This window comes from Cognatishimia activa, from assembly GCF_026016445.1.
GTDB lineage: Bacteria > Pseudomonadota > Alphaproteobacteria > Rhodobacterales > Rhodobacteraceae > Cognatishimia > Cognatishimia activa_B.
The window spans coordinates 800,696-826,466 of the sequence record NZ_CP096147.1 but is presented as its reverse complement, the minus strand read 5'-3'; the positions used below and the strand labels follow the sequence as shown (position 1 = coordinate 826,466).

Here is a 25,771-nt window from a genome sequence, read left to right as displayed (position 1 = left end):
TTGCCCAGCTGCGCCCAAAGATTTGGCAAAAACTCGGAGACGGCGATGCGACACCTGATAACAGCTCTTACTATGGTCCTGGCGACCTCTACGGCAGCTCAGGACCTAGAGGGCAATGACACGGCCAGCAATTGGAAGGTGACGCATTTCGAGCAATTTGGGATTTACCTTTCATCTTGTGATGAACGCGAAGAAGCTGACGGGCTGAAGCAGCGGTGCTATCTTCGCTATGTTGATGTTTTCTCCCCTCGCCCAGAATTTGCCGCGCAATTTTTCTTTGTCGTGAACGGAGATGACGGATTAGAAGTCGACTTTGGACTTGAGCCTGGAACGTTGTTTTCCCCAAATGGATTTCGCATCGAAGACAAAGGTGAAGACATCTGGAGAACCCGCCGTGTGGGTTGCCTGACCGGTTTGTCCTGCACTTTTGATGGCGATGACGCCGATGTTCTTTTGCAAGCCATGCAAAACGGCACGGACTTCCGCTTTACCTTCCGCGATCGCAACGGCAACCCACAGGATTTGACCTGGCCGCTTGATGGGTTTTCCGACGCTATGGCAGACTTTTCAGAACAAAGCGAAAATCGCGGACTTTAAAGATCGATTAGGTTGCATCCGGGCAGATTGCTCGCCACAAATGAGGCAACCAACAGGACAGGATTTGTCATGACAGACACAATGATTGCCGTGATCGGCGGCTCGGGCATTTACGATATCGACGGACTTGAAGGCGCGACTTGGACCAAGGTCGAGACCCCTTGGGGCGCCCCCTCTGATGAGATCCTAACCGGGTCTTTGAATGGCGTTAAAATGGCTTTCCTGCCGCGCCATGGCCGTGGTCATAAGCACTCGCCAACCACAGTGCCTTATCGCGCCAATATCGACGCTTTGAAACGCCTTGGCGTAACCGATGTGATCTCTGTTTCCGCCTGCGGCTCGTTTCGGGAAGAAATGGCTCCAGGCGATTTTGTCGTTGTAGATCAATTCATTGACCGCACTTTTGCACGCGAAAAATCCTTCTTCGGTACGGGCTGCGTCGCTCACGTAAGTGTCGCACATCCAACCTGCCCGCGCCTGTCGGATGCCTGCGAAACCGCCGGAAAGGCAGCAGGTATCAACATGCACCGCGGCGGCACCTATCTGGCGATGGAAGGCCCGCAATTCTCCACCTTGGCGGAAAGCAAAATGTACCGTGAAAGCTGGGGCTGTGACGTGATCGGCATGACCAATATGCCTGAGGCGAAACTCGCGCGCGAAGCAGAGCTTTGCTACGCTTCTGTCGCGATGATCACAGATTATGATAGCTGGCACCCGGATCACGGCGAAGTCGACGTCACCCAGATCATCCAAACGTTGATGGGCAATGCTGACAAAGCCCGCGATATGGTGAAACGCCTGCCAGAGCTATTGGGCGCCGAGCGCGAAGATTGCCCTCATGGCTGTGACAAGGCTCTGGAGTTTGCGATCCTGACAGCTCCAGATGCCCGTGATCCGGAAGTTGTCGCGAAACTCGATGCGGTCGCGGGCCGTGTTCTTGGCTAACCACTCTTGACGCTGCCGCAATCGGCTGTCTTTGCTTTCGGTAACTTTATTTAAGAGGTTCAGATGGCATTTGATCTTTGGCTGGCCTTTGCGGCAGCGTCTACCGCACTCCTGATTATTCCCGGCCCTACAGTACTGTTGGTGCTAAGCTACGCGATGACGCAAGGCCGAAGCGTTGCGGTGGCATCTGCGCTTGGTGTAGCCGCTGGCGATTTGATCGCCATGACATGCTCGGTGATCGGTCTTGGCGCGCTGTTTCTCGCTTCAGCCACCGCCTTCACGGTGTTGAAATGGGTCGGTGCGCTCTATCTGCTTTATCTTGGCATCAAAATGCTACGCAGCCCTGCCAGCAAACCGATGCTTGCGGAAAAACCGGCCGACCAACCACCTGCGCGGGTCTTTCGTGATCTGGCGATGGTGACCGCGCTGAACCCGAAATCAAACACCTTCTTCATCGCTTTCGTCCCGCAGTTCATTCAGCCAGAGGCAGCCTTCGCCCCGCAGGCGACCATTCTGATTGCCACTTTTGTAGGCATTGCTGGAGTGAACGCGCTGCTCTTTGCGTTAGGAGCCAACGCAATGCGGTCACAGATCAGCCGTCCGAATATCCAGATGTGGCTGACACGCGCTGGAGGGGCAACTTTGATCGCCATGGCCGGTTTGACGGCCACATTGCGTCGCAGTTCATAAACAGTGAAGTGGTCGCACGAAGCGAAGTTCTGCAGAGCTTCGCCCTTGCCTTCAGAAACGCCATAGGTCAAACCGAAGGAAACTTATCTCGGGGATAAAGATGCGTAAATCCAACGACGTAAAAGACTACATTCGCACCATTGTGGACTTTCCGCACGAGGGTATTCTGTTTCGTGACGTGACCACCCTATTCGCTGACCCACGTGGTTTTAGGATGGCCATTGATCAGATGCTGCACCCCTATGCTGGGGAGCGGATCGACAAAGTTGTTGGCCTAGAAGCACGTGGCTTCATCCTTGGCGGCGCCATTGCACACCAGCTGAGCGTGGGCTTTGTGCCAATCCGCAAGAAGGGCAAGCTCCCGGGCACCACGATTTCACAGGATTATAAACTGGAGTACGGCGAAGCGATTGTCGAAGTGCATGACGACGCTATCTCTCCGGGCGAGAAAATCCTTGTCGTCGATGACCTGCTTGCGACTGGTGGTACCGCAGAAGCGGGCATCAAGCTGGTCGAGCGCCTGGGCGGTGAGATTGTCGCCTGTAGCTTTATCATCGACCTGCCCGATCTTGGAGGTCGCAAGCGGCTCGAAGAGATGGGTATGGACGTGAATGTGCTTTGCGAGTTTGAAGGCCTCTAGGCCTTCAGCACTGCACCGGGGTTCATAATCCCCTTCGGATCCAACGCCGCCTTAATGGCTTTCATGGCGGCGATTTTTGTTGGATCACCGTATTTCAGCAGATCGTCGGTCTTCAATCTTCCAACACCGTGCTCTGCACTGAACGAGCCGCCAAACTGGGCAACAAGATCGTGGACAGAAGATTTAACTTCAGACTGTAAGTGGCTGAATTCTTTCTTATCTATGCCCTTGGGTGGGAAAACATTGAAATGCAGATTGCCGTCTCCGAGGTGGCCAAAACAATTCAGGCGCAGGCCTTCAAAGCTGGAAATCAACGTCTGACCCGCGTCGATGAATTCAGGCAGCCTATCTAAAGGCAATGACACATCATGGCTGCTGATCGAACCGACGGCGCGATTGGCCAAAGGAATGGTTTCCCTCAGTTCCCAGAATTCATCGCGCTGTTTGTCTGACGATGCAATGAAGCCATCACTGACAAGCTCTTGTTCCAGAGCCGCTTCGAAAAGACTTTCCATCGCCGCTTGCCCCGCCTGCGCGCGGCTTAGGCCGAAATCGATCAACACGAACCATTCGGGGAACTCCGCAAAAGGCTGGCGCACCTCTGGCATCTTTTCAGCCAGAAACTCCAGCGCTTGTTTTGACATCAGCTCAAAGGCACTGACCGCTTCTCCGACCATATCACGTGCAAGTGCTAAAAGGTCCAAAGCAGCCGCTGGGCTTGGCACCACCATCAACGCGGTTTCATGCGCGGAAGGCTGCGGGGAAAGCTTGAGCGAAGCACCCGTGATGATGCCAAGCGTTCCTTCAGAGCCAATCAATAGATTGCGCAGGTCATAGCCCGTGTTGTCTTTCCGCAATGGCGAAAGCCCATGCCAGATGTCACCGTTTGGCAGAACCGCTTCTAGCCCCAGACACAAATCACGCGCGTTGCCATAACGCAGCACATTCACGCCCCCTGCATTGGTCGCAAGGTTGCCCCCAATCTGCGCTGAGCCTTTGGCCGCAAGGGAGAGCGGGAACAAGCGGTCCACTTCTTCGGCTGCGGTATGAATATCCGCAAGGATACAGCCCGCATCAACTTCGATGACGTTGGATTGCGCGTCGACCGACCGGACCCGCTTCATGCGTTCTAGCGAAATTACTAGAGGGGCCCGCAGCTCTTCACTGAGCTGCCCCCCCACAAGCCCGGTTCCGCCGCCATAGGGCACCACTGCAACACTGGCGGCGTGGCAGGCCTTCAGGATCGTGCTGACCTCTTCGACGGACCTCGGCAGGGCCACCGCACCCGCCTGCCCTCTGGCGCGCCCTCTCGGCTCCTCCAGATAGCGTGGCTCTGGTGCCTTCAAAGAACCTGCGGGCAATTGAGCCTCAAGCGCAGTGAGAAAGCTTTGATCGGCCGGTTTCAACGTCATGTTTGTCCTTGTAGGCGTCGCTAGAGGGACTTGGCTAAGGCCAATATCTTCTCAATAGAATTCAGATTGCGCGCTGTTTTTACGTCTGCAGTCAGGAATTTGTCCAGCTTTTCAGCGGCTTTGGATCGACCATGACCATTGGGCGTCGCAAGATAAAACACCGAACCGTCGAGGTGGAACTCTTCGCCTGCTGTACAAAACGACGTTAGCCCCTCCGCATCCAAAGCCGCATTTTCACTGAGAAATATCAGGTGCAGAAATCTCTTTTCAGCAACCTCAAATGGATTGTTTTGAATGGCGCATTCCAGGTCTCTCATGCTCAACACAATGACAGGCGGTCTAAACCCAAACTCATTGTCGATGAGCGTTTGAACACGCGTCCCAACTTCGTCCCGGTCTTGCTGACTTTTCAGAATGATATTGCCAGATTGGATATAGGTTTTGGCACCCTCATAGCCCGCCTTCGCAAGGTGACTGCGTAGCTCAGCCATGGGCAGTTTTCCCGCACCACTCACGTTCACGCCGCGCAAAAGGAGGATGTAAGTGTGATCAGACATGGCTAAGGCCTACCACGCCCATCGCGTAGGTCGAGTGGTTTATGGTGCGGTCAGGTATTTTGGCTGCAAAACAACAATGGTAGGCCGATCGGGTAGTGATGCTATCGAGATTTCCAGCGCATGTGCCCCTTTGTTTTCAATCACATAGGTATCTGACATATCGTCCAGAAACTGATTGAGCGTACCTGTCGCAAACCAGTGCATCGGGATCACAACCGAAGCCTTTAGTCGCGTGAGCACGCGTTTCATCGAAGGCAGGTCCAGAGTGCGTCCGCCATCCACCGCCGCCATGACCACATCCAAGCGCCCCAGCGCAGCGTATTGAGCATCGTCAGGTTCATGATGCAAATGCCCCAAATGGCCAACACAAAGCCCCGCAGCTTCAAAGACGAAGATAGAATTGCCCTTGATCTCAACGCCGGTGCCACGTCGGATATCTGTTGGGACATTGCGCACCAGAAGATCGCCGACCGTCAAATGATGATCTGCACCTTCAGTGCCATTTCCCCAGCCCTTCAAGGCATGCGTGATGGCGGGGTCAGGAAAAGGTGTCCAATGGCTTTCATGCGCATGGTTCATGGTGACGATATCAGGCAGAAAAGGTGCGGTCCCGATAAAGCCAGTGAAGTCCGTCACCGCCGACACACCGCCCTCGGTGAGCAACAGGAAAGCCGCGTGGTTGATATATCGAACGCGGATACTGTCCTGCGCCACCGGGTCATCAAAGGCCGCCCGGTGAATATATCTCGCCTCAGGCATGGCATCGGCAATGGCGATGCAGTGGCTGGGTTGCCGCTCCTGAGCAGAGACCTGAAGGGCCCAAAAGAGGGACAGTAGAAAGACAGTAAACGCGCGCATAATCGATCCTCCTCGCAGGAGGATATCACAAATCAGCGAATTGCGAGATCAGCCAGCGCTTGTCCGCCCACGCCGGTCGTTGCGCAGGCAGGCATAAAGTACATGGGTGCGCCAGCGCCCATTGATCTGAAGGTAACTTTGCGCGACGCCTTCGTATTTGAACCCGGACTTTTCAAGTAAGCCACGGCTGGCCGCATTCTCTGGCAGACAAGCGGCTTCAAGACGGCTGAGATCAAGCTGGTGAAAGGCATAATGCGCCACAGCCTCGATGGCCTCGCGCATGAATCCATTGCGGGCGTATTTCTCGCCCACCCAATAGCCAAGCGTGCCGGACTGTGCAGGGCCGCGACGAATATTGTCCAGCGTAATGGCTCCAAGCAAAGTGTCCTGCGCGCGATCCACGATGAATAGAGGCACGGCGGAGCCACTGTTGATCGAGCGCTGTGCCCAATAGACCCGGTTGGTGAAGTTTTTGCGGCTCAGGTGATCATGCGCCCAAACGGGCTCCCATGGCACCAGAAACTGCGCACTGCTTTCGCGCAGCCAAGCCCATTCCCGAAAGTCAGAATGCACCGGTGGCCGAAGCGTCAGACGTTCGGTTTCTAGGCGGACTTTCTTCCGGGTGAGAAGCATCAAGCCGCGCGCCTCTCCTGCAGTTGATCCAGAGCGGGCGCAGAAGACACAGGGCCGTAAAGAGCCAGTGCAGCTGGAGCCTGCACGGCCATATGCTCGGCAAATTTGCGCACGTCCTCATTGCTCACGGCGTCGATTTTCTGAACTGTCTCCTCAAGACCAGGCACCCTGCCCCAGATCGCAACCATGCGCGCGAGGCGTTCTGCGCGGCTTGATGGGCTTTCAAGACCCATCAGCATGCCTGCTTTCATCTGAACGCGCGCGCGTTCGATTTCTTTCTCGGACATATCATCCGCAGCGCGCTTCAGCTCATCGATGGTGATCGCCGCGAGTTCGCCGATTTGCTCGCCTGATGTGCCAGCATAGATGGTCGTCATGCCGCTATCGGCATAGGCGCCAGTGGAGGCATAGATCGTATAGCAAAGACCACGTTTTTCCCGCACTTCCTGGAAGAGACGCGAAGACATGCCGCCACCCAGCGCAACGGAGTAAATCTGGGCCGTGTAAATGTCGTCGCTGCGATAATCCGGGCTTTCCAGACCCAGCGCGAAATGCGCCTGCTCCAGTGACTTCTCCTGACGGTACTCACCGCCTGCAAAACGTGCTGGCATATCGATAAGGACATTGCCCGGTTTCATACCGCCAAACATCTGCTCAGCCAGCTTCACGATCTCATCGTGATCCACGCCACCAGCAGCGGCGAGCACCATGCGCTCTGGGCCGTAATGCTGGCCTACAAAGGTGCTGAGGTCATCGCGACCGAAAGCTTTCACGCGCTCTTCTGGGCCCAGAATGGTACGGCCCATCGGCTGATCCGGGTAAGCGCGCTCCTGTAGCCAGTCAAAGATTACGTCGTCGGGTGTATCCAGCGCCTGCCCGATCTCTTGCAGGATCACACCGCGCTCAACCTCAATCTCGCGTTGGTCGAACACAGGGTTCAGGAGGATGTCACCAATGACATCCAGTGCCAGTGGCACATCGTTCTTCAGAACACGCGCGTAGTAAGCTGTGACTTCGCGGCTAGTGTAGGCGTTGATATAGCCGCCCACATCTTCGATGGCCTCAGCGATCTGAAGCGCGTTGCGGCGTTCTGTGCCTTTGAAGGCCATATGCTCCAGAAAGTGCGCAATGCCGTTCTGCTGAGGCGTCTCATGACGCCCACCTGCGGTCACCCAGATGCCGATCGACGCAGATTGCAGACCGGGCATATGCTCGGTCACAATGCGGAACCCGTTGGAGAGTGTGTGAAGTTTAACTGTCAACGTGCGGCAATCCGGTCTTTGATAATGGTTTCAAGCAGCGCCAGCTGGTTTGGCACTTTGCAGACACGCTCTTCACGCTCCATCAGGTCCGCCATATGCGGTGGCAGGCCTGGACGTGCGCCCATAGCATCTTCGACCGCATCCGGGAATTTCGCTGGATGGGCTGTTGCCAGAGTGATCATAGGTGTTTCCGAAAGCTGCTCATTTGCAACTTTTACGCCAACCGCGCTGTGCGGGCAAAGGACTTCGCCGGTGTTTGCGAATTCTGCTTTGATGGTGGCTTTGGTTTCTTCTTCAGACGCCCGACCGCTCGCGAATTGCTCGCGTAGCCATTCCATGGCGCCCTGACTGATGGTGAAGGAACCGTCTTTGAATTCTTCCATCAGCTGAGACACTGCATCGCCATCTTTGTCATAGGCAAAGAACAAGGCGCGCTCGAAATTGGAGCTGACCTGGATGTCCATGGATGGGCTGATGGACGGGGTCACGCCAGCCTTTGTGCAAGCGCCGGTTTCCATAGTGCGGTGCAGGATGTCGTTCTGGTTGGTCGCGATGACCAGCTTTTCAATCGGCAGACCCATTTCTTTGGCGATGAAGCCTGCAAAGATGTCACCGAAGTTGCCGGTTGGCACGGTGAAGCTGACCTTGCGATGCGGAGCACCCAGAGACACAGCGGAAGAGAAGTAATAAACCACCTGCGCCAGAACCCGCGCCCAGTTGATGGAGTTCACGCCTGCAAGCTTCACGCCATCACGGAAGTCAAAGTCGTTGAACATGTCCTTCAAGCGGGCCTGACAGTCATCGAAGTCCCCTTCCAGCGCCAGTGCATGCACGTTGGCATCATCAGGCGTGGTCATCTGCTTGCGCTGGATGTCAGACACACGGCCATGCGGGAAGAGAATGAAGACATCTACATTGTCCAGACCACGGAAGGCTTCAATCGCCGCCGAGCCGGTGTCACCAGAGGTGGCACCTACGATAGTCACGCGCTCTTTGCGGCGTTCCAGCTCAAACTGGAATAGCTGACCAATGAGCTGCATAGCGAAATCTTTGAAGGCCAGCGTTGGGCCGTGGAACAGCTCCAACAGATAGTGGTTTGGCCCCATCTGCACCAATGGCGCGCGTGCATCGTGACGGAAACCTTCATAAGCGCGGGCAATGATGCCTTGGAATTCGTCGTCGGTGAAACTCTCGCCAATGAAAGGCTTCATCACACGAAACGCGATCTCTTCATAGGAAAGACCTGCCATCGCAGCGATGTCTTCTTGGTTCAGAGTCGGAATCTTCTTTGGCACATAGAGGCCACCATCCCGTGCAAGACCGGTTAGCATCGCCTCGGCAAAGCTCAGTTCTGGGGCATTCCCCCGGGTAGAGATGTATTTCACGGCGTTTAGACCTTTTCTCGTGTGCGCATGCGGCGCAGGTAATACAGCGTCATGACGATCCAGACCAGAGCCAGTCCGAACCATGTCACGGCGTATTGCAGGTGATCGTTTGGAATACCGGTGGATGTCACCGGCATGGGAGTAATTTCGGGTGAGCCTTCTACGATATCGCGCTGGACGACAAGCAGAGGTTCTGTGTTCAATATGGCGGCCATTTCGGCAATATCCCGAGCAAACCAAGTGTTGCCGGCGACATCGTTTTCAGGCGTGTGTTTGCTGCGCTCGTCAGGCCAAAGTAGATTGCCGACAATGGTTGCCGAAACAGTCCCGCGCACGTCGTCCTTAGCGAAGGGTTTGACCCACCCTCGGTCCAGTAGCAGGCGGCGTCCATCCGTTGTTTCAAAGGCCGTAACCACACGATAGATCGCGCCCGTCTGTTTGCTGGATGCAAGAACATGGAGCTCTTCTGCTCCGGTTTGGCCAGTCGCAGTTACCGGCAGGTACTCGTCCTGTGCCTCGGTGGGTGCTTTAGGAACGGCAATGGGTGCGTCAGCGATCTTTGCGTCAATGCGCGCAAGTTCCGCCTCTTTCCACGCCAGTCTATCCACCTGCCAAAAGCCCAGCTTCAGCAGAATTGCTGTGCCGACGATGCCAAAGAACAATGGAAGGAATAAACGACGCACGATGCGCTGGCCCCTGAAAGACGAAATCGCGGCGAATGATATTCGCCGCGACTTGCTATAATCTTATCTCAGCAAAAGGTGCAACCTTTTGAGTGGTCTTACTGACCCCAGATGTAGACAGCTGCAAAGAGGAACAGCCATACCACGTCAACGAAGTGCCAGTACCAAGCTGCTGCTTCGAAACCAACGTGCTGGGTTTTTGTGAAGTGACCACGCTGCAGGCGCAGCAGGCAGACGAACAGGAAGATCGTGCCGATCAGAACGTGTGCACCGTGAAAGCCAGTCGCCATGAAGAAGTTCGCAGCGTAGATGGAACCAGAGAAGCCAAAGGCTGCGTGGCTGTATTCGTAGGCCTGCAGGATGGTGAAGAAAACACCCAGAACGATGGCAACGATCAGACCGTTACGCATGTCTTTGCGGTTGTCTTCATGCGCCAGAGCGTGGTGCGCCCAAGTTGCTGCACAGCCAGAGCACAGCAGGATCAGAGTATTGATCAGCGGCAGGTGCCATGGGTCAAATGTTTCGATGCCCGCTGGAGGGAACACACCGTCAACCAGAGGGCTGTCTGGGCCCATTGGGTAGATTGCGTGTTTGAAGAAGCTCCAGAACCATGCTGCGAAGAACATGACTTCGGACATCACGAACAGTATGAAGCCGTAGCGCAGGCCGATTTGAACAACCTTAGTGTGGTCGCCGGTCTGACCTTCTTTGGTGACTTCAGACCACCAGGCAAACATGACGTACAGAACGCCAGCCAGGCCAGCCAAGAACATCCAGGACCCCATGTCCTTGAACATCAGAACTGCGCCAAACAGCATAAAGAAGCCGAAAACCGCGCCTAGGAATGGCAGGATCGACGGCGGCAAAATGTGATAATCGTGGTTTTTAGCGTGCGCCATGTGGAGTTATCCCTCGTTGGAGGTTTCTTTAGTTTCTGTTTCTACAGCCAGACCATCATGGGTCAAGGCCGCCATTTCTTCGGGGAGATCGATTTCATGGAACGTATAGCTCAGAATGATCTCTTTAACGTATTTCGCGTCGCGATCTTCGGTGATTTCCGGATCCACAAAGAAGGTCACCGGCATGTCAATGCGCTCGCCCGGCATCAAGACCTGCTCTGTGAAGCAAAAGCATTCGATCTTGGAAAAGAAGGCGCCGGCTTCATAGGGTGCGACGTTGAAGCTCGCCTGACCTGCAATCGGGCGATCTGTCGGATTGTAAGCTTCATAAAACGCCAGACCGGTTTCACCGATTTTCAGTTCGACCTCTAATTGCTGAGGTTTGAACTCCCAATCGAAATTACGATCTTTGGAGGCATCAAATTTAACTTTGATGGTCTGGTCCAAAATCATCTCAGAACCGGCATCAGTCTGCTGCGTGATGCCGCCAAACCCAGTCACGCGACAGAACCAGTCGTAGAAAGGAACGGAAGCAAAAGCCAACCCCAGCATCGTCGCTCCGACGCCAGCCAGCTTCAGCACGGTTTTTGCGTTCTTATCCATTGTCCGCCCCCTGCTGGATCGATGCAGGCTCAAAGTCACCTCTGGTGACTTTGACAACGGTCAGGCCCATAAGCAACGCGACAAATGCGGCCAGCACAAGCGCAACACCAAGGTTGCGGCCAAAGCGGCGTTTGTGAATTTCGTGCTGTTCAGGAAAGCTCATTTTACCAGCCCCCCAAGCCATAAGGCGCCAGTGCAACTTCAGCCAGGATCGCGCCGAAGTGCAGGAATAGGTACAGTAGCGAGAAGGCGAAGAAGCTCTTTTCTCGCTTGTGATTGTCTGCCTCGCACTGAGCGTCAGAACGGCGCCAGATCGAGACAGCCCCCACGACGAAAATCGCGTTCATTACGAAAGCGACGGTCAGGTAGATCCAGCCACCCACAGAGGTGAAACCCATACCGATGGCAATCGCTGCCAGAAGCAGAGTGTAGACAAGGATGTGGTTACGGGTCACGGCACGGCCATGAGTGACGTGCAGCATCGGCACGCCCGCATCCTTGTAGTCAGATTTCATAAACAGGCAAAGCGCCCAGAAATGTGGAGGGGTCCACATGAAGATCAGCGTGAACATCAGGATGCTCTCAATCGAGACACCACCGGTCACAGCCGCCCAACCGATCATCGGAGGGAAAGCACCTGCCGCACCACCAATAACGATGTTCTGCGGGGTCCAGCGCTTAAGCCACATGGTGTAGATCACCACGTAGAAGAAGATTGTGAAGGCAAGGAAACCAGCGGCGAACCAGTTGGTCGCAAGGCCCAGCATGACAACAGACATCACAGAAAGGGTAATACCAATTGCAAAGGCCTCTTCGCGGGTCACTTTACCTGATGGGATCGGGCGGGATTTGGTGCGGGACATGACCTGATCGATGTCAGAATCATACCACATATTCAGCGCGCCAGAGGCACCGCCACCAATCGCAATGAACAAGATCGCGCAAAATGCGATGAACGGATGAACCCCGCCAGGTGCGGCGAGCAGACCCACCATGGCGGTGAACACCACCAGGGACATCACGCGTGGCTTCAAAAGAGCGAAATAGTCTCCGAAGGAGGCCTCGTTCTCGTGCGCTTGCGAATGAATGCTGGCGTCGCTCATGATGTATCCTGTTCAGGTGGGAAGGCCTGGCCTTCCCGCATCTTGGAATGGGCGCGACGGGCGCGCCCAGACTTTACTTAGTTTGCAGAAGCAACTTGGAAAGTTGTTGCAACAGTGCCGTTAGACGCCAGTTCGTCCTGAGCTTTCTTAACCCACTCAGCGAAGGCTTCTTTGCTCACAACTTCAACTGTGATTGGCATGTAGGCGTGGTCTTTACCGCAAAGCTCAGAGCACTGACCGAAGTAGACACCTTCTTGCTCTGCTTCAAACCACAGCTGCGCCAGACGGCCAGGAACTGCGTCTTGCTTTACGCCGAAGGATGGGATGGTCCAGGAGTGGATCACGTCATCCGCGGTCACGCCCATCACAACAACAGTGTCCACTGGAACAATCACACGTGTGTCGGTTGCCAGCAGGAATTCGTCTTCTTGGTAGCCAGTTTCCACCAGCTTGGCGCGCATTGCGTCGTTCAGAACGAACGGCTCAATGCCTTCGTCGCCTTCACCCAAAGTTGCTGGGTGACCGAGCATGTAGCTGTCGAACTCAAGCTCTTGCTCTGGGTATTCATATGTCCAGTACCACTGGTGGCCGGTCACTTTGATGTAAAGCTCACCTTCTGGGATCTCTTGCTGCTTGAAAAGCACTGGCAAAGAGAAGGCACCGATGAAGACCAGAACCAGAATTGGAATGATGGTCCAAGCGATCTCGATTGGTGTGTGGTGTGTGAACTTCGCTGGGTTCGGGTTCGCGCGCTGATTAAAGCGCACCATGCAGATCACCAACAACACCGCCACAAAGATCACAATGGCGAAGATGATGTAGTTGATCATGTTGTCCAGAGACTGAATGTCACGAGACAGTTCGGTGACGGCTGGTTGAAAGCCCAGTCCTTTTTCAATTGGCTTGCCGAGATGTTCGGCGTCTTGAGCAAGTGCTGGAAGCGCTAGGAAAGCTGCCCAGAGGCCCATGAGGGTCGAAAGAATTCGCATGTGTCACCCTGATCGGTTGCGTATTTGGTCGTATCTTCGGGGAGATTCCAACCCAATGGACGGAATCCCGTTGTTTTGTCGGTGCTATGAACCATATTCTGAGGCGCAGATAAAGGAATATGCTTGCGTCAAACAGACGCTTTTTTGATTTATATCAAAATTCCTCCCGGTTTTTCGCCGGGGTCAGATCAAATAATCAGCGGCAGGAGCGCCCCATGCAGAGCAAATTCGACCCATTTGAGACCACGCTCGATGAAGGCAGCGCCCTTAAAATGCTGCGCGAAGCCACTGCTGGAGCAGAAGATGGCGAGTTGTTTCTGGAACGTCGCCGCGCTGAAGGGCTGGTATTTGACGATGGTCGCATCAAGACCGCGAGCTATGATGCTTCCGAAGGATTCGGTCTGCGGGCCGTCAATGGCGAGGTTGCGGGTTACGCTCATTCCAGTGAGATTTCTGAAGCGGCCTTAAAACGTGCTGTCGCCACCGCGCGTCTGGCAGTGGGTGATGGCGGCGGCAGCTACGCAGATGGGCCCCTGCCAACAAACCGCAAGCTTTATACAGATGAAGACCCAATCGCAGGCGCTTCGTTTCCAGTAAAGATCGAAACCCTGCGCGAGATCGACGCCTTCGTCCGAGATTTGGATTCGCGCGTGGTTCAGGTAAGCGCCTCTATGGCTGCATCCATCCAGGAAATTGTGATCCTACGCCCAGACGGCACTCGGATTATGGATACCCGCCCCATGACTCGTTTGAACGTGTCGGTGATTGTCGAGAAAGACGGCCGCCGCGAGAGCGGCAGCGCCGGTGGCGGTGGTCGTTTGGGGCTTGATGGATTGATTGATCCGAGTGACTGGCAAGCAAAGGCGCGCGAGGCGCTGCGCGTGGCCGCTGTGAACCTTGAGGCCGTCCCTGCCCCAGCCGGTCAAATGGAAGTGGTGCTTGGCCCAGGCTGGCCCGGTATTCTGCTGCACGAAGCGGTTGGACACGGATTGGAAGGTGACTTCAACCGCAAAGGCAGCTCAAACTTCTCTGGCCGTGTCGGCGAGCAAGTTGCCTCCAAAGGTGTGACAGTCATCGATGATGGCACGATCCCAGATCGCCGCGGATCTTTGACGGTCGATGACGAAGGTACACCATCTGGCAAAAACGTTCTGATCGAAGACGGTATTTTGAAGGGCTATATGCAAGACCGCCAAAACGCGCGTCTTATGGGTGTGACCCCAACCGGCAACGGGCGCCGCCAGAGCTACGCCCATGCACCGATGCCTCGGATGACGAATACATATATGGCTGGGGGCGACAATGATCCGGCTGATCTGGTCGAGTCTCTGAAGGATGGAATCTACGCGGTTGGTTTCGGTGGTGGTCAGGTCGACATCACCAACGGCAAGTTCGTCTTCTCCTGCACGGAAGCCTATCACGTGAAAGACGGCAAGGTCGGCGCGCCGGTGAAAGGTGCAACGCTGATCGGTGATGGTGCCACCGCGATGATGCAAATTAAAGCACTCGGCAACGACATGGCGCTTGACCCCGGCATGGGCAATTGTGGCAAGGCAGGCCAATGGGTGCCCGTCGGGGTTGGTCAGCCCACTGTTTTGATGGGTGGTCTGACTGTTGGTGGCTCAGCGACTTAAGTCTCGCTGTTCATCACTCGTATATTTCTAGGCGCAAAGCTGTTGCGCCTAGTTGAGCTTTGCAAGGCAAAGCAACTTAACATACTCACTAAATATCAGGGTCTAGGAAGACCAATGCGGAAATACCGGCCATTTCCATCTGGCGATTTTTTGGAAGTTATGTCCATGTTTCTTGGAATCTCGACGCCCCAATTCTCGGCATTTTTAGCAACGCCCTTCGCGAGTTCAGAAATGGTTTCACCAACGCTCATCTCTGACTTAAACACCAGAGAGCACCCATAATCATGAACCTTAATCGATAAATCCGCGAACTTATGGAAGTAGGTTCCAGTTTCCTGATGCTGAACAAAAGGCTCGCCAGAAATTGCTTGAGGAACGTTTTCGAAACTGGGTGCTGTGGTCAAACATATCTCAGTAAAAAAGTTACCCGCAAAACTCGGAGGTATTAGGTTTGACCCCGGTTCTGCATTGGGGCTTTGAAGCAGCCCAACCTCCTTCACGCAGCCAACGAGGGATAGCAAAAATACGAGAGTGGTTATAAAAGGCTTTATCATTACAAAGTCCTGAAAGAAGTGCTCAAATGCGGGCAAGTTAGCGTGCTTCATTTGATCTCGCCATCAGTAAAATTCAGTTCAAATCAAACTTTAGTTCGTCAATCGTCAACCGAATGAGGGTGGCTCTGAGCACCTTTACCCCTCATTAACCAGGATGACCCCATAGTGATTCCGCAAGCAGGCGGAGGCACGGATGACGGACGTTCCACATTCTTCCATTCACCCCCAACTCCCACCGACCACGGAAGAAGATAGATTTCTCTGGCTTCGCCTCTTGCGTTCCCGCCGCGTGGGGCCAACTACTTTTTTCCGACTGCTAAATGAACATGGCTCGATCGCCGAAGCATTTGCAACCCTTCCGGAAGTGGCGGCACAGGCTGGTGTGGAAGACTATGAACCGTGTTCAGAAGAGATTGCGGCAGCAGAGTTTATCGCTGCGCAAAAATTCGGGGCTGAGCCACTTTTTCATGGCGGCCCGTCATACCCTAAAGACCTTTACGATTTGCCAGATGCGCCCCCTTTGCTTTGGTCTAAGGGCGATACCTCATTGCTTACTCGATCTAAGATTGCCCTGGTTGGTTCACGGAATGCATCCTCACTTGGGACGCGCATGGCCCGAGGTCTGGCCGATGAATTAGGTTCGAATGATCATGTCATTGTCAGCGGGCTGGCGCGTGGGATTGACACAGCCGCCCATCTCGCAGCTCTAAAAACAGGGACCATAGCCGTATTTCCCGCTGGTATCGATGTGATCTACCCCGTAGAAAACACTGAGCTTGCCCGCCAAATCCAAGCACAGGGTCTGATCTTGTCGGAACAGCCAATGGGCCTTCATCCCAGAGCACGCCATTTCCCGATCCGCAACCGTATCATTTCTGGCCTGTCTCAGGCTGTGGTCGTGGTCGAGGCCGCAGCAAAGTCAGGATCGCTCATCACAGCAAGAAACGCTCTCGATCAAGGACGCGATGTTCTGGCGGTTCCAGGTCACCCCATCGAGACACGCGCCTCGGGCTGCAACCTTTTGATTCGGGATGGAGCAACACTTGTGAGGTCGGCGTCTGATGTCATAGAGGCGCTCGCACCAATCGCCCCTGCCCCGAAACAAGCTGAATTCAGGCTGGAGGCCACTCAGCCAGCAGCCGAACCCGCCTCGCTTCGTGATACAACAGACCTGCATCGTCAGATCATCGATCGTGTCTCACAGGCGCCCGTCGCGGAAGATCGGTTGATAAGAGACCTGAATTCACCCACTCATATCGCCACTTCTGCCGTCGTTGATTTAGAACTCGCCGGACAAATTGCTCGCACAGAAAGTGGGCTTTTGCGCCGCAACTGAACATAAGGCCAAAAGTGCTGCACAATACACGCTCTTTTCAGACAGTTTTTCCTAATCATTGACATTCCCCTCTTTCGCCCCACATTTTTGGCCGCCATAAGCCGACCGAATTGAGTCGAGAGGAAATTGAATGCCAGTTGTCGTAGTAGAGTCCCCGGCGAAAGCCAAAACCATCAATAAATACTTGGGCTCTGATTACACAGTTCTGGCCTCATACGGCCATATCCGTGACCTTCCTTCCAAAGATGGATCGGTCGATACGGAAAATGATTTTGCGATGACATGGGAAGTCGACACAAAGTCCCGCCCCCATGTCAAAGCCATTGCCGACGCTTTGAAAGAAGACAACGCACTGATCCTCGCGACCGACCCCGATCGCGAAGGAGAAGCGATTTCTTGGCACCTCGAAGAAGCCCTGCGCAAACGTCGTGCGATTAAAAAAGACACACCTGTCTCTCGTGTCGTGTTCAACGCGATCACGAAGGCAGCGGTCACCGAGGCCATGCAAAACCCACGTCAGGTGGACGAGCCATTGGTGGAAGCCTATCTGGCCCGCCGCGCGCTGGACTATCTTGTGGGTTTCAAACTATCGCCGGTTTTGTGGCGCAAACTGCCTGGTGCCCGTTCCGCAGGTCGCGTGCAATCGGTTTGTCTGCGTCTGATTGTGGAACGCGAGCAAGAAATCGAAGCCTTCAATCCGCAGGAATACTGGTCTGTCAAAGCCCTGCTGGAAACCCCGCGCGGCAAGGAATTCGAAGCACGCCTGACGGTTCTTGGTGGTGACAAGCTTGACAAGATGTCCCTGAAGGACAGCACCGCTGCGGAACTTGCGGTTCAGGCTGTAACCTCCCGTAATCTTTCGGTGAAATCGGTTGAGGCCAAACCAGCCAACCGCAATCCTTCAGCACCCTTCATGACATCTACTTTGCAGCAGGAAGCCAGCCGAAAATTCGGCATGGGCGCGCGACAATGTATGAACGCAGCTCAGCGTCTCTACGAGGCGGGCTATATCACCTATATGCGTACCGATGGTATCGATATGGCCCCAGAGGCTGTGTCTGCCGCGCGCGACGCGATTGCTGAACGCTATGGTGCCGAATACGTCCCATCACAACCACGTATTTATAAAAACAAAGCCAAGAACGCTCAGGAAGCGCACGAGTGTATTCGCCCGACGGAAATGACCCGTGATGCCTCTCAGTTGAAAGTAACCGAAGACGATCAGCGTAAGCTTTACGATCTGATCTGGAAACGGACCCTCGCCTGCCAAATGGAAGGCGCGCGACTGGAGCGCACTACAGTTGATATCGCTTCTGACGATGGTCAGGTAGTGTTGCGCGCGAATGGTCAGGTGGTTCTGTTTGACGGCTTCATGCGCGTCTACGAAGAAGGCCGCGATGATGTGGCGCGTGAGGATGACGACGATAAGCGCCTGCCGCAAATCACACAGGGCGATGCGATCGTATTCGGTGGCAAAGGCCTGATGGATCAATTCGCCAAGGCGACAGGACAGGATTCGGTCATCGACAGCGGCATGCTGCGCGACGCGAAAGCGATCTTGTCCGAAAACGCTGGCGTTCTGGCGCTGCAGCACCATACGCAACCCCCGCCGCGTTACACTGAGGCGACATTGGTGAAGCGTATGGAAGAGCTGGGCATTGGCCGCCCGTCCACCTACGCGTCGGTGATCACAACGATCCAGGATCGCGAATATGTGCGCAAGGAACAGAACCGTCTGTTCCCCGAAGAAAAAGGACGGATCGTCACGATCTTCCTGATGAATTTCTTCCGTAAGTATGTCGGCTATGAATTCACCGCGAACTTAGAAACCAGCCTCGATGACGTCTCCGCGGGCGATATGGACTACAAACAGGTCCTGAACGATTTCTGGCGCGATTTCTCTGCAGCTATTGCAGAAACCAGCGATCTGCGTGTGGCTGAGGTTTTAACCATTCTGGACACGGCGCTGGCACCACAACTTTACCCGCCACGTGAAGACGGCTCTGACCCACGGATTTGCCCGAAATGCGGCACAGGTCAGCTGCACCTGAAAACCTCTCGCACCGGCGGTTTTGTTGGTTGCGGCAATTATCCTGAGTGTAACTACACGCGCACCATCGCGGGCTCGGAAGGTGACGACAAGCTGCTTGGCACCGATGGCGAAGATGAAATCTGGCTGAAAGATGGGCGATTTGGCCCCTATGTTCAGCGCGGAGAGCCAACGCCTGAAAACAAGAAGCCCCGCCGAACATCCCTGCCCAAAAAAGGCAAAGAATATCTGCCTGGCTGGTCCCCGGAAGACGTGGATCTAGCGAAAGCAGTCCAACTGCTTACCTTACCGCGCAAAGTTGGCGATCACCCGGAAGGCAATCAGGTTTCCGCAAACCTCGGCCGCTTTGGACCCTACATTTCTCATAAGTCTCCAAACGAAGAGAAAATGGTCTATGTCAGCATCAAGAACTTTGAAGACCTCTTTGATATTGGCATGAACCACGCGGTGGAGTTGCTCGCTGAAAAGCGCGCAAACCCAGGCCGTGGTCGCGGTGCTGCCGCAAAGGCCTTGCGCGAAATGGGCGATCACCCGGATGGCGGCACCATGAGCGTGATGGAAGGCCGGTATGGACCCTATATTAAGTGGGAAAAGGTCAATGCGACCCTGCCGAAAGAGATCGACCCCAAAGACCTGACCGTTGAAAAGGCCATAGAGCTGGTCAACGAGAAGGCTGCGGCTAAAGGTGCGAAGAAAAAGAAAGCGCCAGCCAAGAAAAAGGCTGCCGCGAAGAAAAAAACCGCTGCAAAATAAACAAAGCCGGGCCTCTAGCCCGGCTTTTTTATCCGCAATACCAGCGCGTTATCGCGCCATCATCATCGACAATCAGATTAAACCGCGTCGGGATGTGATCCATCGTCACCATCATCCCGGGTTTCACGATCCGCGTTTTCTCGGGCAGTAGATCCGGATCAATATCAGCGGCGTTCATCCCCATGAGATCAAGCTTGATGATTTCATCACAAGTATAGGCTGTGTCGCGATCGTTGATACCTGAATAACCTTCCTGTGGAACGCAGGCCGCAGCCAAAACCGCTAACATTGAAATCGAAACTACGCGAACCAATGTGAATGCTCCTCAAAATCCGAGCGCATTGTACCGCCCGGCTCGATTGATCCATGAGTATATGGTCGATTGCAAGGGCATTTGTGCAGCCTTCATCATCGCTATTGGCCGTCTTGATGGGAGGCCATGATCAACTGCAAGCGCTTGACCTCACGGATCACCCGATCTGCCTGCATCTGCGGCATCAGGCTGAGCTTAAGCTGGGTCGCCATCAACAATAGAACTGCAGAGCCGATCCCATTTTTCACCGCGGGCAGCAGTTCAGTCGCGTTGAGAAACTTGATCCCCAAATAGGCTCCAGCGATGAACATTGCGGTCTGTACGACCATCAGAACCCATGTCACCCAGCCCAGTTTCCCGGTGAATTGTTTCAACCCCAGTGCGAACCAGCCGAGCTCTTCGGTACCGTCCAGGATCTCACGATCATGGCCCGTCAGAGCCGCTTTAATCATCTTGTCTAAGTCATTTCTATTGGTCATCAAACGCTCCTTTCAATTGCGCTTTCAACCGCTCTCGCGCCAGCGAAAGCCTTGATTTCACAGTGCCAATTGGCACGTCCAGAGCCACGGAAACCTCCGCTAGGCTCATATCTTCGAGGTAAAAGAGCGCCACCGTCGCCGCCTGTTGTGGTGGCAATTCGGCGATGGCGTCTTGCACGAGTTTCAAATCATCCGAAGGTGTTTCGGCCTCCGTCTCAGTGATCGGGGTCAACTCCTCTGCGATCTTCCGGGTTCTTTGATTGCCTGATATGATCCGCGCACAACGGCGAGTGACAATTCGAGTAGCCCAAGCCGGAAAGGCTGCATCCACGCGCAACCCTTTGAGGTTGCGAAAGATTTCGATCCACGCGTCCTGGACTGCATCCTGCGCCTCGTCACGATTACCTAAGAGGCGTGTGGCGTGCACCAAGAGCCTTGGCCCACGCAGGCGCACCAAATCGGACATGGCCGCCGGATCACGCATGCGAGCCCCTGCTACCAGGAATTCCTCTAACGCCCGCTCTTTTGTAGCCATGCTCGCTTACCTTTGTTTGCACTTAGAAGTGCGCCCCTAAGGGCAAAAGGTTCACACCATCATACATCTTTTTTTGGGCAACCGTAGAAATACCTGGAAACACCCGTAGTTGTTGACTTGCCCCTGCCCCTCAACAATACCAAGCTCAAGAGAATTTCTTAGGGAGAGGACGATGCAAAAAGTCTATGCAAACGCGACAGAAGCGCTGGATGGCCTTCTGGAAGACGGCATGCTGATCGCCGCCGGTGGCTTTGGTCTATGCGGCATTCCAGAGCTGCTGCTAGAAGCGATCAAAGAGGCCGGCACCAAGGATCTGACCTTTGCGTCTAATAACGCGGGCGTGGATGATTTTGGGATTGGCATTCTGCTGCAGACCAAACAGGTCAAAAAGATGATGTCATCTTATGTGGGCGAAAACGCCGAATTCATGCGTCAGTATTTGTCTGGCGAGTTGGAACTGGAGTTCAACCCGCAAGGCACATTGGCAGAGCGTATGCGCGCAGGCGGTGCGGGCATTCCGGGCTTTTACACCCAGACTGGCGTCGGTACCGTGATTGCTGAAGGCAAAGACGTGAAATCTTGGAACGGCAAAGACTACATCCTCGAAGAAGGTATCTTTGCAGACCTCGCCATCGTCAAAGCGTGGAAGGCGGACGAAACCGGCAACGCGATCTTCCGCAAAACTGCCCGAAACTTCAACGTGCCAGCTGCGACCTGCGGTAAGGTCTGCGTTCTGGAAGTGGAAGAGATCGTCCCGGTCGGTTCCTTGGACCCAGACGCGATCCACCTGCCGGGCATCTATGTGCATCGCATCGTTCAAGGTGAGCACGAAAAGCGCATCGAACAGCGCACCACCCGTCCACGTGAGGAGGCATAATCATGGCTTGGGATCGTAACCAAATGGCCGAACGTGCCGCTCAGGAACTTGAAGATGGCATGTATGTGAACCTCGGCATCGGTATTCCGACGCTGGTGGCAAACTATGTGGGCGACAAAGACATCACGTTGCAATCTGAAAACGGCATGCTGGGCATGGGCCCATTCCCGTTTGAAGGAGATGAAGACCCTGACCTGATCAACGCTGGTAAGCAAACTATCACCGAGCTGCGCCGCACCGCTTATTTTGACAGTGCGCAATCCTTTGCGATGATCCGTGGCGGTAAAATCGCGGCCGCGATTTTGGGCGCGATGGAAGTGGCTGAAAACGGCGACCTCGCGAACTGGATGATCCCGGGCAAGCTCGTCAAAGGCATGGGCGGGGCGATGGACCTAGTGGCCGGTGTTGGCCGTGTGATTGTTGTGATGGACCACGCCAATAAGCATGGCCAGTCCAAACTGCTGAAAGAGTGCACTCTGCCGCTGACCGGTAAGGGCGTTGTGGATCGCATTATCACAAACTACGGCGTTCTCGATGTAGTCGAAGGTGGTCTGAAGATCGTTGAAGTGGCTGAAGGCGTTACCGAAGACGAGTTGCGCGCCGCAACCGAGGCGACCATCGTCAACTAAGCCAATCGTTTGATATCAAATGAAAACCCGGCCACAGAGCCGGGTTTTTTTGTCTATTTACAAGGCACTGGATAAGTCAGGACGAAATTTTCTGAACTTAGGTCTGCATGGCGCCTTTGATCAAAACAGGTCACCTTACCTTCCCCGTTGACCCAGAAGAGGTTCGGGTCTTCTGCACTATGAATAATGCTCGTCCCTCGATAGAGCGTTTCGAAATGAAGATGCGGGAAGCCACTCGACAAAAAACCGGTTATGCCAAGTGTCCCAATCTGGGTTCCTCGCGCCACTTGATCGCCGACCTCTGCGATCCGCTTTTCAAGATGAACATATCGAGTGCGAGAGGTCTTCCCAGAGGAATCAGCTGGGTGCAATATTTCGATTTGGTTACCATAGGCCGGTCCCCAGAAAGATTTGATCACTTCCCCACCGGCAGCAGCGATCACGGGTGTTCCGATTGGAGCGTGAACATCCAATCCATAGTGTTCATTGTCTTCAACTTTGCGGAACTGTTGCGTTATCGACGGCGCATTCTGCGGAATGTGAACATGAACAGGGCTATGATATGAGCGGCCGTATCCCGCAGACTTTCCGAAGGCTTTTTCCTCGGAAAGACATCCTGTAACCGTCATTGCCCCCGCCAATAAAATTGCAATGCGCATCATGTCGCCTGATCCCCACATTATCGACAGTTTTTCTTACCCTGCGTAAGCGAGCTGGCCTCGTCAACGACCGATTGCATTTGCTTCAATCTCGAACACCTCTTGGCAATGCCTCATTCATGTGCATTCTTGCGCCCATGTCGATCTCAGACCTTGCCTTTACTCACGCCCCCATTGGCATTTGCATGCTCGAAGACCGCATCGTGCGCACACCAAATGACGCGTTTGCGGAAATGTTTGGGAAAACGGTCGACGAATGCCGGGGACAGAGCATCGCAGAATTTTACGCTTCACGCGAAGACTTTGAAACCATGGGCGAAAAAGTGAAAACCGCCATGGAAGAGCAAGGTTCCTATCACGATGAACGCATAATGAAACGCAAGGATGGCAGCCTATTTTGGTGTCGTGTTCGCGGAAAATCCTTAAGCCCCGACAATCCGTTTCATTGTGGGGTTTGGACCTTCGCCGATCTTTCTGACGAACGCCCAGTCGTCTCCCTGACCCAACGCGAGCGTGAAATCGCAATCCTGACATGTAGGGGTATGACTTCCAAAGAAATTGGATTGGAACTGGAGATCAGTTATCGCACCGTCGAGGAATATCGCGCGAGATTGCTGAAGAAATTCGGAGCGCGGAAGCTGGCAGAATTGGTTGCAAAGCTCTCAGGAATGCCACTTTGAGACTTCTTCAGTATAATTCCCCCTAGCCGAGTCAAAATCGGGTCATTTCACGGGTCAAGCCCTGCTTTTCCTCGCTGAAAATATGGCCTATAAGCGTCCATTAGGGGAAACAAACACATTTCGCGCGGCATCGCGCGGCAGAGGACAAACATGAGCAAAAAAACCACCGACTCTGACGTCGCCTTTATCCAGGCTCTGGCAGAGCTGTTGCAGTCCAACGAATTGACCGAAATCGAAGTCATGCGCGAATACGGCGAAGACGACAGCATCAACGTGCGTGTCAGCCGTCAGAAAGAGGTTGTAGCCGCAGCCGTCGCCGCGCCAGTAGCGGCACCGGTTGCCGCAGCACCTGCACCGGCAGCAGCGCCTGCAGTAGCTCCAGCAGCCGCGCCAGCAGCGTCTAACGATGACCCAGCAAGCCATCCGGGTGCGGTGACTTCCCCGATGGTTGGTACGGTTTACCTTCAGGCAGAGCCGGGCGCGCCGTCGTTCATCTCTGTGGGCGCATCGGTTTCTGAAGGCGACACATTGCTGATCGTTGAAGCGATGAAAACCATGAACCATATCCCGGCGCCAAAATCCGGCACTGTGAAGCGCATCCTGGTCGCAGATGGTGACACCATCGAATACGGCGCACCTCTGGTCATCATCGAGTAAGGCCTTCGTATGTTTGACAAAATCCTAATTGCCAACCGTGGCGAGATCGCACTTCGTGTGATCCGGGCCTGCCGCGAGATGGGCATTAAATCGGTCGCAGTGCACTCCACTGCAGATGCCGATGCGATGCACGTGCGCATGGCCGACGAAGCGGTCTGCATCGGTCCCGCACCGGGCACAGACAGCTACCTGAATATGGCCTCGATCATTGCCGCCTGTGAAATCACCGGCGCGCAGGCGATCCACCCGGGCTATGGCTTCCTTTCTGAGAATGCAAAGTTCGTTCAGATCGTCGAAGATCACGACCTGACCTTCATCGGCCCGACAGCAGAACACATCCGCGTCATGGGTGACAAGATCACAGCGAAAGACACCATGAAAGATCTGGGCGTACCATGCGTTCCGGGCTCTGACGGTGGCGTGCCGGATCTCGCGGCAGCCAAGAAGATCGGCGAAGAGATTGGCTATCCGGTGATCATCAAAGCCACAGCTGGTGGTGGTGGTCGCGGTATGAAAGTGGCGCAAACCGCTGCTGACATGGAATCGGCCTTCATGACCGCGCGTGCAGAGGGTAAAGCGGCCTTCGGCAACGACGAAGTCTATATCGAGAAGTACCTGACCACGCCGCGCCATATCGAAATCCAAGTCTTCGGTGACGGCAAAGGAAAAGCTGTGCATCTGGGTGAACGCGATTGCTCTCTGCAGCGTCGCCACCAAAAGGTTTTCGAAGAAGCTCCGGGCCCATGTATCTCTCCTGAAGAGCGTGCAAGCATTGGTAAGATCTGTGCGGATGCGGTTGCCAAAATCAACTACATCGGCGCTGGTACTATCGAGTTCCTTTACGAGAACGGCGAGTTCTACTTCATTGAGATGAACACACGTCTGCAAGTGGAACACCCTGTGACCGAGTCGATCTTTGGTGTGGACCTCGTGCGCGAGCAAATCCGTGTTGCATCTGGCATGGACATGTCCTTTGGTCAGGATGATCTGGAAATCAACGGCCACTCGATTGAGGTCCGTCTGAATGCAGAACGCCTACCAAACTTTGCGCCTTGCCCCGGCAAGATCACACAGTTCCACGCGCCTGGCGGTCTGGGTGTGCGTATGGATTCCGCGCTTTATGACGGCTACTCCATCCCACCCTACTACGACAGCTTGATTGGCAAGCTGATTGTGCATGGGCGTGATCGCACAGAGGCCTTGGCACGTCTGCACCGTGCTTTGGGTGAGCTGATCATCGATGGTATCGACACCACCGTACCTCTCTTCCACCAATTGCTGGAAGAAGAAGACATCCATACTGGCGAATACAATATTCACTGGTTGGAAAAATGGCTGGAGGCCACATACGAGTGATGC

General features: G+C 54.5%; 29 protein-coding genes. 12 read left to right on the top strand and 17 right to left on the bottom strand.

The genetic code is table 11. The features are described 5' to 3' along the window. The first annotated feature begins 45 nt into the window (after positions 1–45). The 4 genes from M0D42_RS04020 (at position 46) to M0D42_RS04005 (ending at position 2,872) form a co-directional block, all read left to right on the top strand. Positions 46–597: a hypothetical protein gene (locus M0D42_RS04020; RefSeq protein WP_265020320.1), complete on the top strand. Its 552-nt coding sequence runs from the start codon at positions 46–48 to the stop codon at positions 595–597. 69 nt (positions 598–666) lie between these two features. Next, on the top strand, positions 667–1,542 hold the full coding sequence (locus M0D42_RS04015; protein ID WP_265020319.1) for an S-methyl-5'-thioadenosine phosphorylase: 876 nt from the start codon (positions 667–669) through the stop codon (positions 1,540–1,542). Positions 1,543–1,605: 63 nt separating this feature from the next. Beyond that, positions 1,606–2,232: a LysE family translocator gene (locus tag M0D42_RS04010; RefSeq protein WP_265020318.1), complete on the top strand. Its 627-nt coding sequence runs from the start codon at positions 1,606–1,608 to the stop codon at positions 2,230–2,232. Between the two features lie 100 nt (positions 2,233–2,332). Further along, complete coding sequence (locus M0D42_RS04005) at positions 2,333–2,872, top strand: adenine phosphoribosyltransferase (protein ID WP_265020317.1); 540 nt, start codon at positions 2,333–2,335, stop codon at positions 2,870–2,872. On the opposite strand, the gene M0D42_RS04000 is transcribed toward M0D42_RS04005, so the two are convergent. The 12 genes from M0D42_RS04000 to coxB all read right to left on the bottom strand — a co-directional run bounded on the left by M0D42_RS04000 (position 2,869) and on the right by coxB (position 13,256). Next, positions 2,869–4,284 carry an FAD-binding oxidoreductase gene (locus tag M0D42_RS04000; RefSeq protein ID WP_265020316.1) on the bottom strand — a complete coding sequence of 472 codons (1,416 nt, stop codon included), beginning with the start codon at positions 4,282–4,284 and terminating at the stop codon, positions 2,869–2,871. The two genes, M0D42_RS04005 and M0D42_RS04000, sit on opposite strands and share 4 nt — an antisense overlap. A gap of 20 nt (positions 4,285–4,304) precedes the next feature. Further along, a complete protein-coding gene (locus tag M0D42_RS03995; RefSeq protein WP_265020315.1) occupies positions 4,305–4,841 on the bottom strand; it encodes a DUF1697 domain-containing protein in 537 nt (178 codons plus the stop codon). 39 nt (positions 4,842–4,880) lie between these two features. Further along, positions 4,881–5,699 (bottom strand): MBL fold metallo-hydrolase, encoded by an 819-nt coding sequence (locus M0D42_RS03990; RefSeq protein WP_265020314.1) that lies wholly within the window; start codon positions 5,697–5,699, stop codon positions 4,881–4,883. A 48-nt stretch (positions 5,700–5,747) separates the two neighbouring features. Then, positions 5,748–6,332, bottom strand: coding sequence for a GNAT family N-acetyltransferase (locus M0D42_RS03985; RefSeq protein ID WP_265021092.1), 585 nt, complete (start codon positions 6,330–6,332; stop codon positions 5,748–5,750). Then, complete coding sequence (locus M0D42_RS03980; RefSeq protein ID WP_265020313.1) at positions 6,332–7,594, bottom strand: M16 family metallopeptidase; 1,263 nt, start codon at positions 7,592–7,594, stop codon at positions 6,332–6,334. Before M0D42_RS03980 ends, M0D42_RS03985 begins: the two co-directional genes overlap by 1 nt. Further along, entirely contained in the window at positions 7,591–8,979 is a 1,389-nt protein-coding gene (thrC, locus tag M0D42_RS03975) for a threonine synthase (RefSeq protein WP_265020312.1), read from the bottom strand. Before thrC ends, M0D42_RS03980 begins: the two co-directional genes overlap by 4 nt. 5 nt (positions 8,980–8,984) lie before the next feature. Beyond that, positions 8,985–9,662, bottom strand: coding sequence for an SURF1 family protein (locus M0D42_RS03970; RefSeq protein WP_265020311.1), 678 nt, complete (start codon positions 9,660–9,662; stop codon positions 8,985–8,987). A 98-nt stretch (positions 9,663–9,760) separates the two neighbouring features. Beyond that, on the bottom strand, positions 9,761–10,561 hold the full coding sequence (locus tag M0D42_RS03965; protein WP_265020310.1) for a cytochrome c oxidase subunit 3: 801 nt from the start codon (positions 10,559–10,561) through the stop codon (positions 9,761–9,763). Positions 10,562–10,567: 6 nt separating this feature from the next. Further along, the gene (locus M0D42_RS03960; protein ID WP_265020309.1) at positions 10,568–11,164 is read right to left on the bottom strand and encodes a cytochrome c oxidase assembly protein; all 597 of its coding nucleotides are present in this window, start codon (positions 11,162–11,164) and stop codon (positions 10,568–10,570) included. Continuing rightward, complete coding sequence (locus M0D42_RS03955; protein ID WP_265020308.1) at positions 11,157–11,327, bottom strand: hypothetical protein; 171 nt, start codon at positions 11,325–11,327, stop codon at positions 11,157–11,159. The genes M0D42_RS03960 and M0D42_RS03955 overlap by 8 nt, the downstream gene beginning before the upstream one ends. A 1-nt stretch (position 11,328) precedes the next feature. Further along, positions 11,329–12,267 (bottom strand): heme o synthase, encoded by a 939-nt coding sequence (gene cyoE, locus M0D42_RS03950; protein WP_265020307.1) that lies wholly within the window; start codon positions 12,265–12,267, stop codon positions 11,329–11,331. Positions 12,268–12,344: 77 nt separating this feature from the next. Beyond that, positions 12,345–13,256: a cytochrome c oxidase subunit II gene (gene coxB / locus M0D42_RS03945; protein ID WP_265020306.1), complete on the bottom strand. Its 912-nt coding sequence runs from the start codon at positions 13,254–13,256 to the stop codon at positions 12,345–12,347. A gap of 215 nt (positions 13,257–13,471) precedes the next feature. Here coxB and tldD point away from each other — a divergent pair, with 215 nt between their 5' ends. Next, positions 13,472–14,890 (top strand): metalloprotease TldD, encoded by a 1,419-nt coding sequence (gene tldD, locus M0D42_RS03940; protein WP_265020305.1) that lies wholly within the window; start codon positions 13,472–13,474, stop codon positions 14,888–14,890. A gap of 95 nt (positions 14,891–14,985) precedes the next feature. Here the strand turns inward: tldD and M0D42_RS03935 are convergent, their stop codons facing one another. After that, positions 14,986–15,495, bottom strand: coding sequence for a hypothetical protein (locus M0D42_RS03935; RefSeq protein ID WP_265020304.1), 510 nt, complete (start codon positions 15,493–15,495; stop codon positions 14,986–14,988). A 142-nt stretch (positions 15,496–15,637) separates the two neighbouring features. Here M0D42_RS03935 and dprA point away from each other — a divergent pair, with 142 nt between their 5' ends. Both dprA and topA read left to right on the top strand, forming a co-directional pair. Beyond that, positions 15,638–16,780, top strand: coding sequence for a DNA-processing protein DprA (dprA, locus tag M0D42_RS03930; protein ID WP_265020303.1), 1,143 nt, complete (start codon positions 15,638–15,640; stop codon positions 16,778–16,780). A gap of 130 nt (positions 16,781–16,910) precedes the next feature. Then, on the top strand, positions 16,911–19,583 hold the full coding sequence (gene topA / locus M0D42_RS03925; protein ID WP_265020302.1) for a type I DNA topoisomerase: 2,673 nt from the start codon (positions 16,911–16,913) through the stop codon (positions 19,581–19,583). A gap of 28 nt (positions 19,584–19,611) precedes the next feature. Here the strand turns inward: topA and M0D42_RS03920 are convergent, their stop codons facing one another. The 3 genes from M0D42_RS03920 to M0D42_RS03910 all read right to left on the bottom strand — a co-directional run bounded on the left by M0D42_RS03920 (position 19,612) and on the right by M0D42_RS03910 (position 20,859). Beyond that, positions 19,612–19,896: an I78 family peptidase inhibitor gene (locus M0D42_RS03920; RefSeq protein ID WP_265020301.1), complete on the bottom strand. Its 285-nt coding sequence runs from the start codon at positions 19,894–19,896 to the stop codon at positions 19,612–19,614. Positions 19,897–19,997: 101 nt separating this feature from the next. Then, positions 19,998–20,375: a DUF6768 family protein gene (locus tag M0D42_RS03915; protein WP_265020300.1), complete on the bottom strand. Its 378-nt coding sequence runs from the start codon at positions 20,373–20,375 to the stop codon at positions 19,998–20,000. Next, positions 20,365–20,859 (bottom strand): RNA polymerase sigma factor, encoded by a 495-nt coding sequence (locus M0D42_RS03910; protein ID WP_265020299.1) that lies wholly within the window; start codon positions 20,857–20,859, stop codon positions 20,365–20,367. Before M0D42_RS03910 ends, M0D42_RS03915 begins: the two co-directional genes overlap by 11 nt. Before the next feature lie 223 nt (positions 20,860–21,082). On the opposite strand from M0D42_RS03910, the gene M0D42_RS03905 reads away from it, so the two are divergent. Together M0D42_RS03905 and M0D42_RS03900 are read left to right on the top strand one after the other, a co-directional pair. Continuing rightward, positions 21,083–21,787, top strand: a complete 705-nt coding sequence (locus tag M0D42_RS03905) for a CoA transferase subunit A (protein WP_265020298.1) — start codon at positions 21,083–21,085, stop codon at positions 21,785–21,787. A gap of 2 nt (positions 21,788–21,789) precedes the next feature. After that, positions 21,790–22,416 (top strand): 3-oxoacid CoA-transferase subunit B, encoded by a 627-nt coding sequence (locus tag M0D42_RS03900; RefSeq protein WP_265020297.1) that lies wholly within the window; start codon positions 21,790–21,792, stop codon positions 22,414–22,416. Positions 22,417–22,469: 53 nt separating this feature from the next. Here M0D42_RS03900 and M0D42_RS03895 read toward each other — a convergent pair whose 3' ends face one another. Beyond that, on the bottom strand, positions 22,470–23,078 hold the full coding sequence (locus M0D42_RS03895) for a M23 family metallopeptidase (protein WP_265020296.1): 609 nt from the start codon (positions 23,076–23,078) through the stop codon (positions 22,470–22,472). Positions 23,079–23,218: 140 nt separating this feature from the next. Here M0D42_RS03895 and M0D42_RS03890 point away from each other — a divergent pair, with 140 nt between their 5' ends. The 3 genes from M0D42_RS03890 to accC all read left to right on the top strand — a co-directional run bounded on the left by M0D42_RS03890 (position 23,219) and on the right by accC (position 25,768). Beyond that, positions 23,219–23,755 (top strand): LuxR C-terminal-related transcriptional regulator, encoded by a 537-nt coding sequence (locus tag M0D42_RS03890; RefSeq protein WP_265021091.1) that lies wholly within the window; start codon positions 23,219–23,221, stop codon positions 23,753–23,755. 150 nt (positions 23,756–23,905) lie between these two features. Beyond that, positions 23,906–24,412, top strand: coding sequence for an acetyl-CoA carboxylase biotin carboxyl carrier protein (gene accB, locus M0D42_RS03885; protein ID WP_265020295.1), 507 nt, complete (start codon positions 23,906–23,908; stop codon positions 24,410–24,412). A gap of 9 nt (positions 24,413–24,421) precedes the next feature. After that, positions 24,422–25,768, top strand: coding sequence for an acetyl-CoA carboxylase biotin carboxylase subunit (gene accC / locus M0D42_RS03880; RefSeq protein WP_265020294.1), 1,347 nt, complete (start codon positions 24,422–24,424; stop codon positions 25,766–25,768). Positions 25,769–25,771: the final 3 nt, after the last annotated feature.

Excerpts from the sequence above, each read along its gene's own strand:
- M0D42_RS04020 (WP_265020320.1), top strand. The coding sequence starts at position 46 with ATGCGACACCTGATAACAGCTCTTACTATGGTCCTGGCGACCTCTACG.
- M0D42_RS04015 (WP_265020319.1), top strand. The coding sequence starts at position 667 with ATGACAGACACAATGATTGCCGTGATCGGCGGCTCGGGCATTTACGAT.
- M0D42_RS04010 (WP_265020318.1), top strand. The coding sequence starts at position 1,606 with ATGGCATTTGATCTTTGGCTGGCCTTTGCGGCAGCGTCTACCGCACTC.
- M0D42_RS04005 (WP_265020317.1), top strand. The coding sequence starts at position 2,333 with ATGCGTAAATCCAACGACGTAAAAGACTACATTCGCACCATTGTGGAC.
- M0D42_RS04000 (WP_265020316.1), bottom strand. The coding sequence starts at position 4,284 with ATGACGTTGAAACCGGCCGATCAAAGCTTTCTCACTGCGCTTGAGGCT.
- M0D42_RS03995 (WP_265020315.1), bottom strand. The coding sequence starts at position 4,841 with ATGTCTGATCACACTTACATCCTCCTTTTGCGCGGCGTGAACGTGAGT.
- M0D42_RS03990 (WP_265020314.1), bottom strand. The coding sequence starts at position 5,699 with ATGCGCGCGTTTACTGTCTTTCTACTGTCCCTCTTTTGGGCCCTTCAG.
- M0D42_RS03985 (WP_265021092.1), bottom strand. The coding sequence starts at position 6,332 with ATGCTTCTCACCCGGAAGAAAGTCCGCCTAGAAACCGAACGTCTGACG.
- M0D42_RS03965 (WP_265020310.1), bottom strand. The coding sequence starts at position 10,561 with ATGGCGCACGCTAAAAACCACGATTATCACATTTTGCCGCCGTCGATC.
- M0D42_RS03960 (WP_265020309.1), bottom strand. The coding sequence starts at position 11,164 with ATGGATAAGAACGCAAAAACCGTGCTGAAGCTGGCTGGCGTCGGAGCG.
- M0D42_RS03955 (WP_265020308.1), bottom strand. The coding sequence starts at position 11,327 with ATGAGCTTTCCTGAACAGCACGAAATTCACAAACGCCGCTTTGGCCGC.
- cyoE (WP_265020307.1), bottom strand. The coding sequence starts at position 12,267 with ATGAGCGACGCCAGCATTCATTCGCAAGCGCACGAGAACGAGGCCTCC.
- coxB (WP_265020306.1), bottom strand. The coding sequence starts at position 13,256 with ATGCGAATTCTTTCGACCCTCATGGGCCTCTGGGCAGCTTTCCTAGCG.
- tldD (WP_265020305.1), top strand. The coding sequence starts at position 13,472 with ATGCAGAGCAAATTCGACCCATTTGAGACCACGCTCGATGAAGGCAGC.
- M0D42_RS03935 (WP_265020304.1), bottom strand. The coding sequence starts at position 15,495 with ATGAAGCACGCTAACTTGCCCGCATTTGAGCACTTCTTTCAGGACTTT.
- dprA (WP_265020303.1), top strand. The coding sequence starts at position 15,638 with ATGACGGACGTTCCACATTCTTCCATTCACCCCCAACTCCCACCGACC.
- topA (WP_265020302.1), top strand. The coding sequence starts at position 16,911 with ATGCCAGTTGTCGTAGTAGAGTCCCCGGCGAAAGCCAAAACCATCAAT.
- M0D42_RS03915 (WP_265020300.1), bottom strand. The coding sequence starts at position 20,375 with ATGACCAATAGAAATGACTTAGACAAGATGATTAAAGCGGCTCTGACG.
- M0D42_RS03910 (WP_265020299.1), bottom strand. The coding sequence starts at position 20,859 with ATGCGTGATCCGGCGGCCATGTCCGATTTGGTGCGCCTGCGTGGGCCA.
- M0D42_RS03905 (WP_265020298.1), top strand. The coding sequence starts at position 21,083 with ATGCAAAAAGTCTATGCAAACGCGACAGAAGCGCTGGATGGCCTTCTG.
- M0D42_RS03900 (WP_265020297.1), top strand. The coding sequence starts at position 21,790 with ATGGCTTGGGATCGTAACCAAATGGCCGAACGTGCCGCTCAGGAACTT.
- M0D42_RS03895 (WP_265020296.1), bottom strand. The coding sequence starts at position 23,078 with ATGATGCGCATTGCAATTTTATTGGCGGGGGCAATGACGGTTACAGGA.
- accB (WP_265020295.1), top strand. The coding sequence starts at position 23,906 with ATGAGCAAAAAAACCACCGACTCTGACGTCGCCTTTATCCAGGCTCTG.
- accC (WP_265020294.1), top strand. The coding sequence starts at position 24,422 with ATGTTTGACAAAATCCTAATTGCCAACCGTGGCGAGATCGCACTTCGT.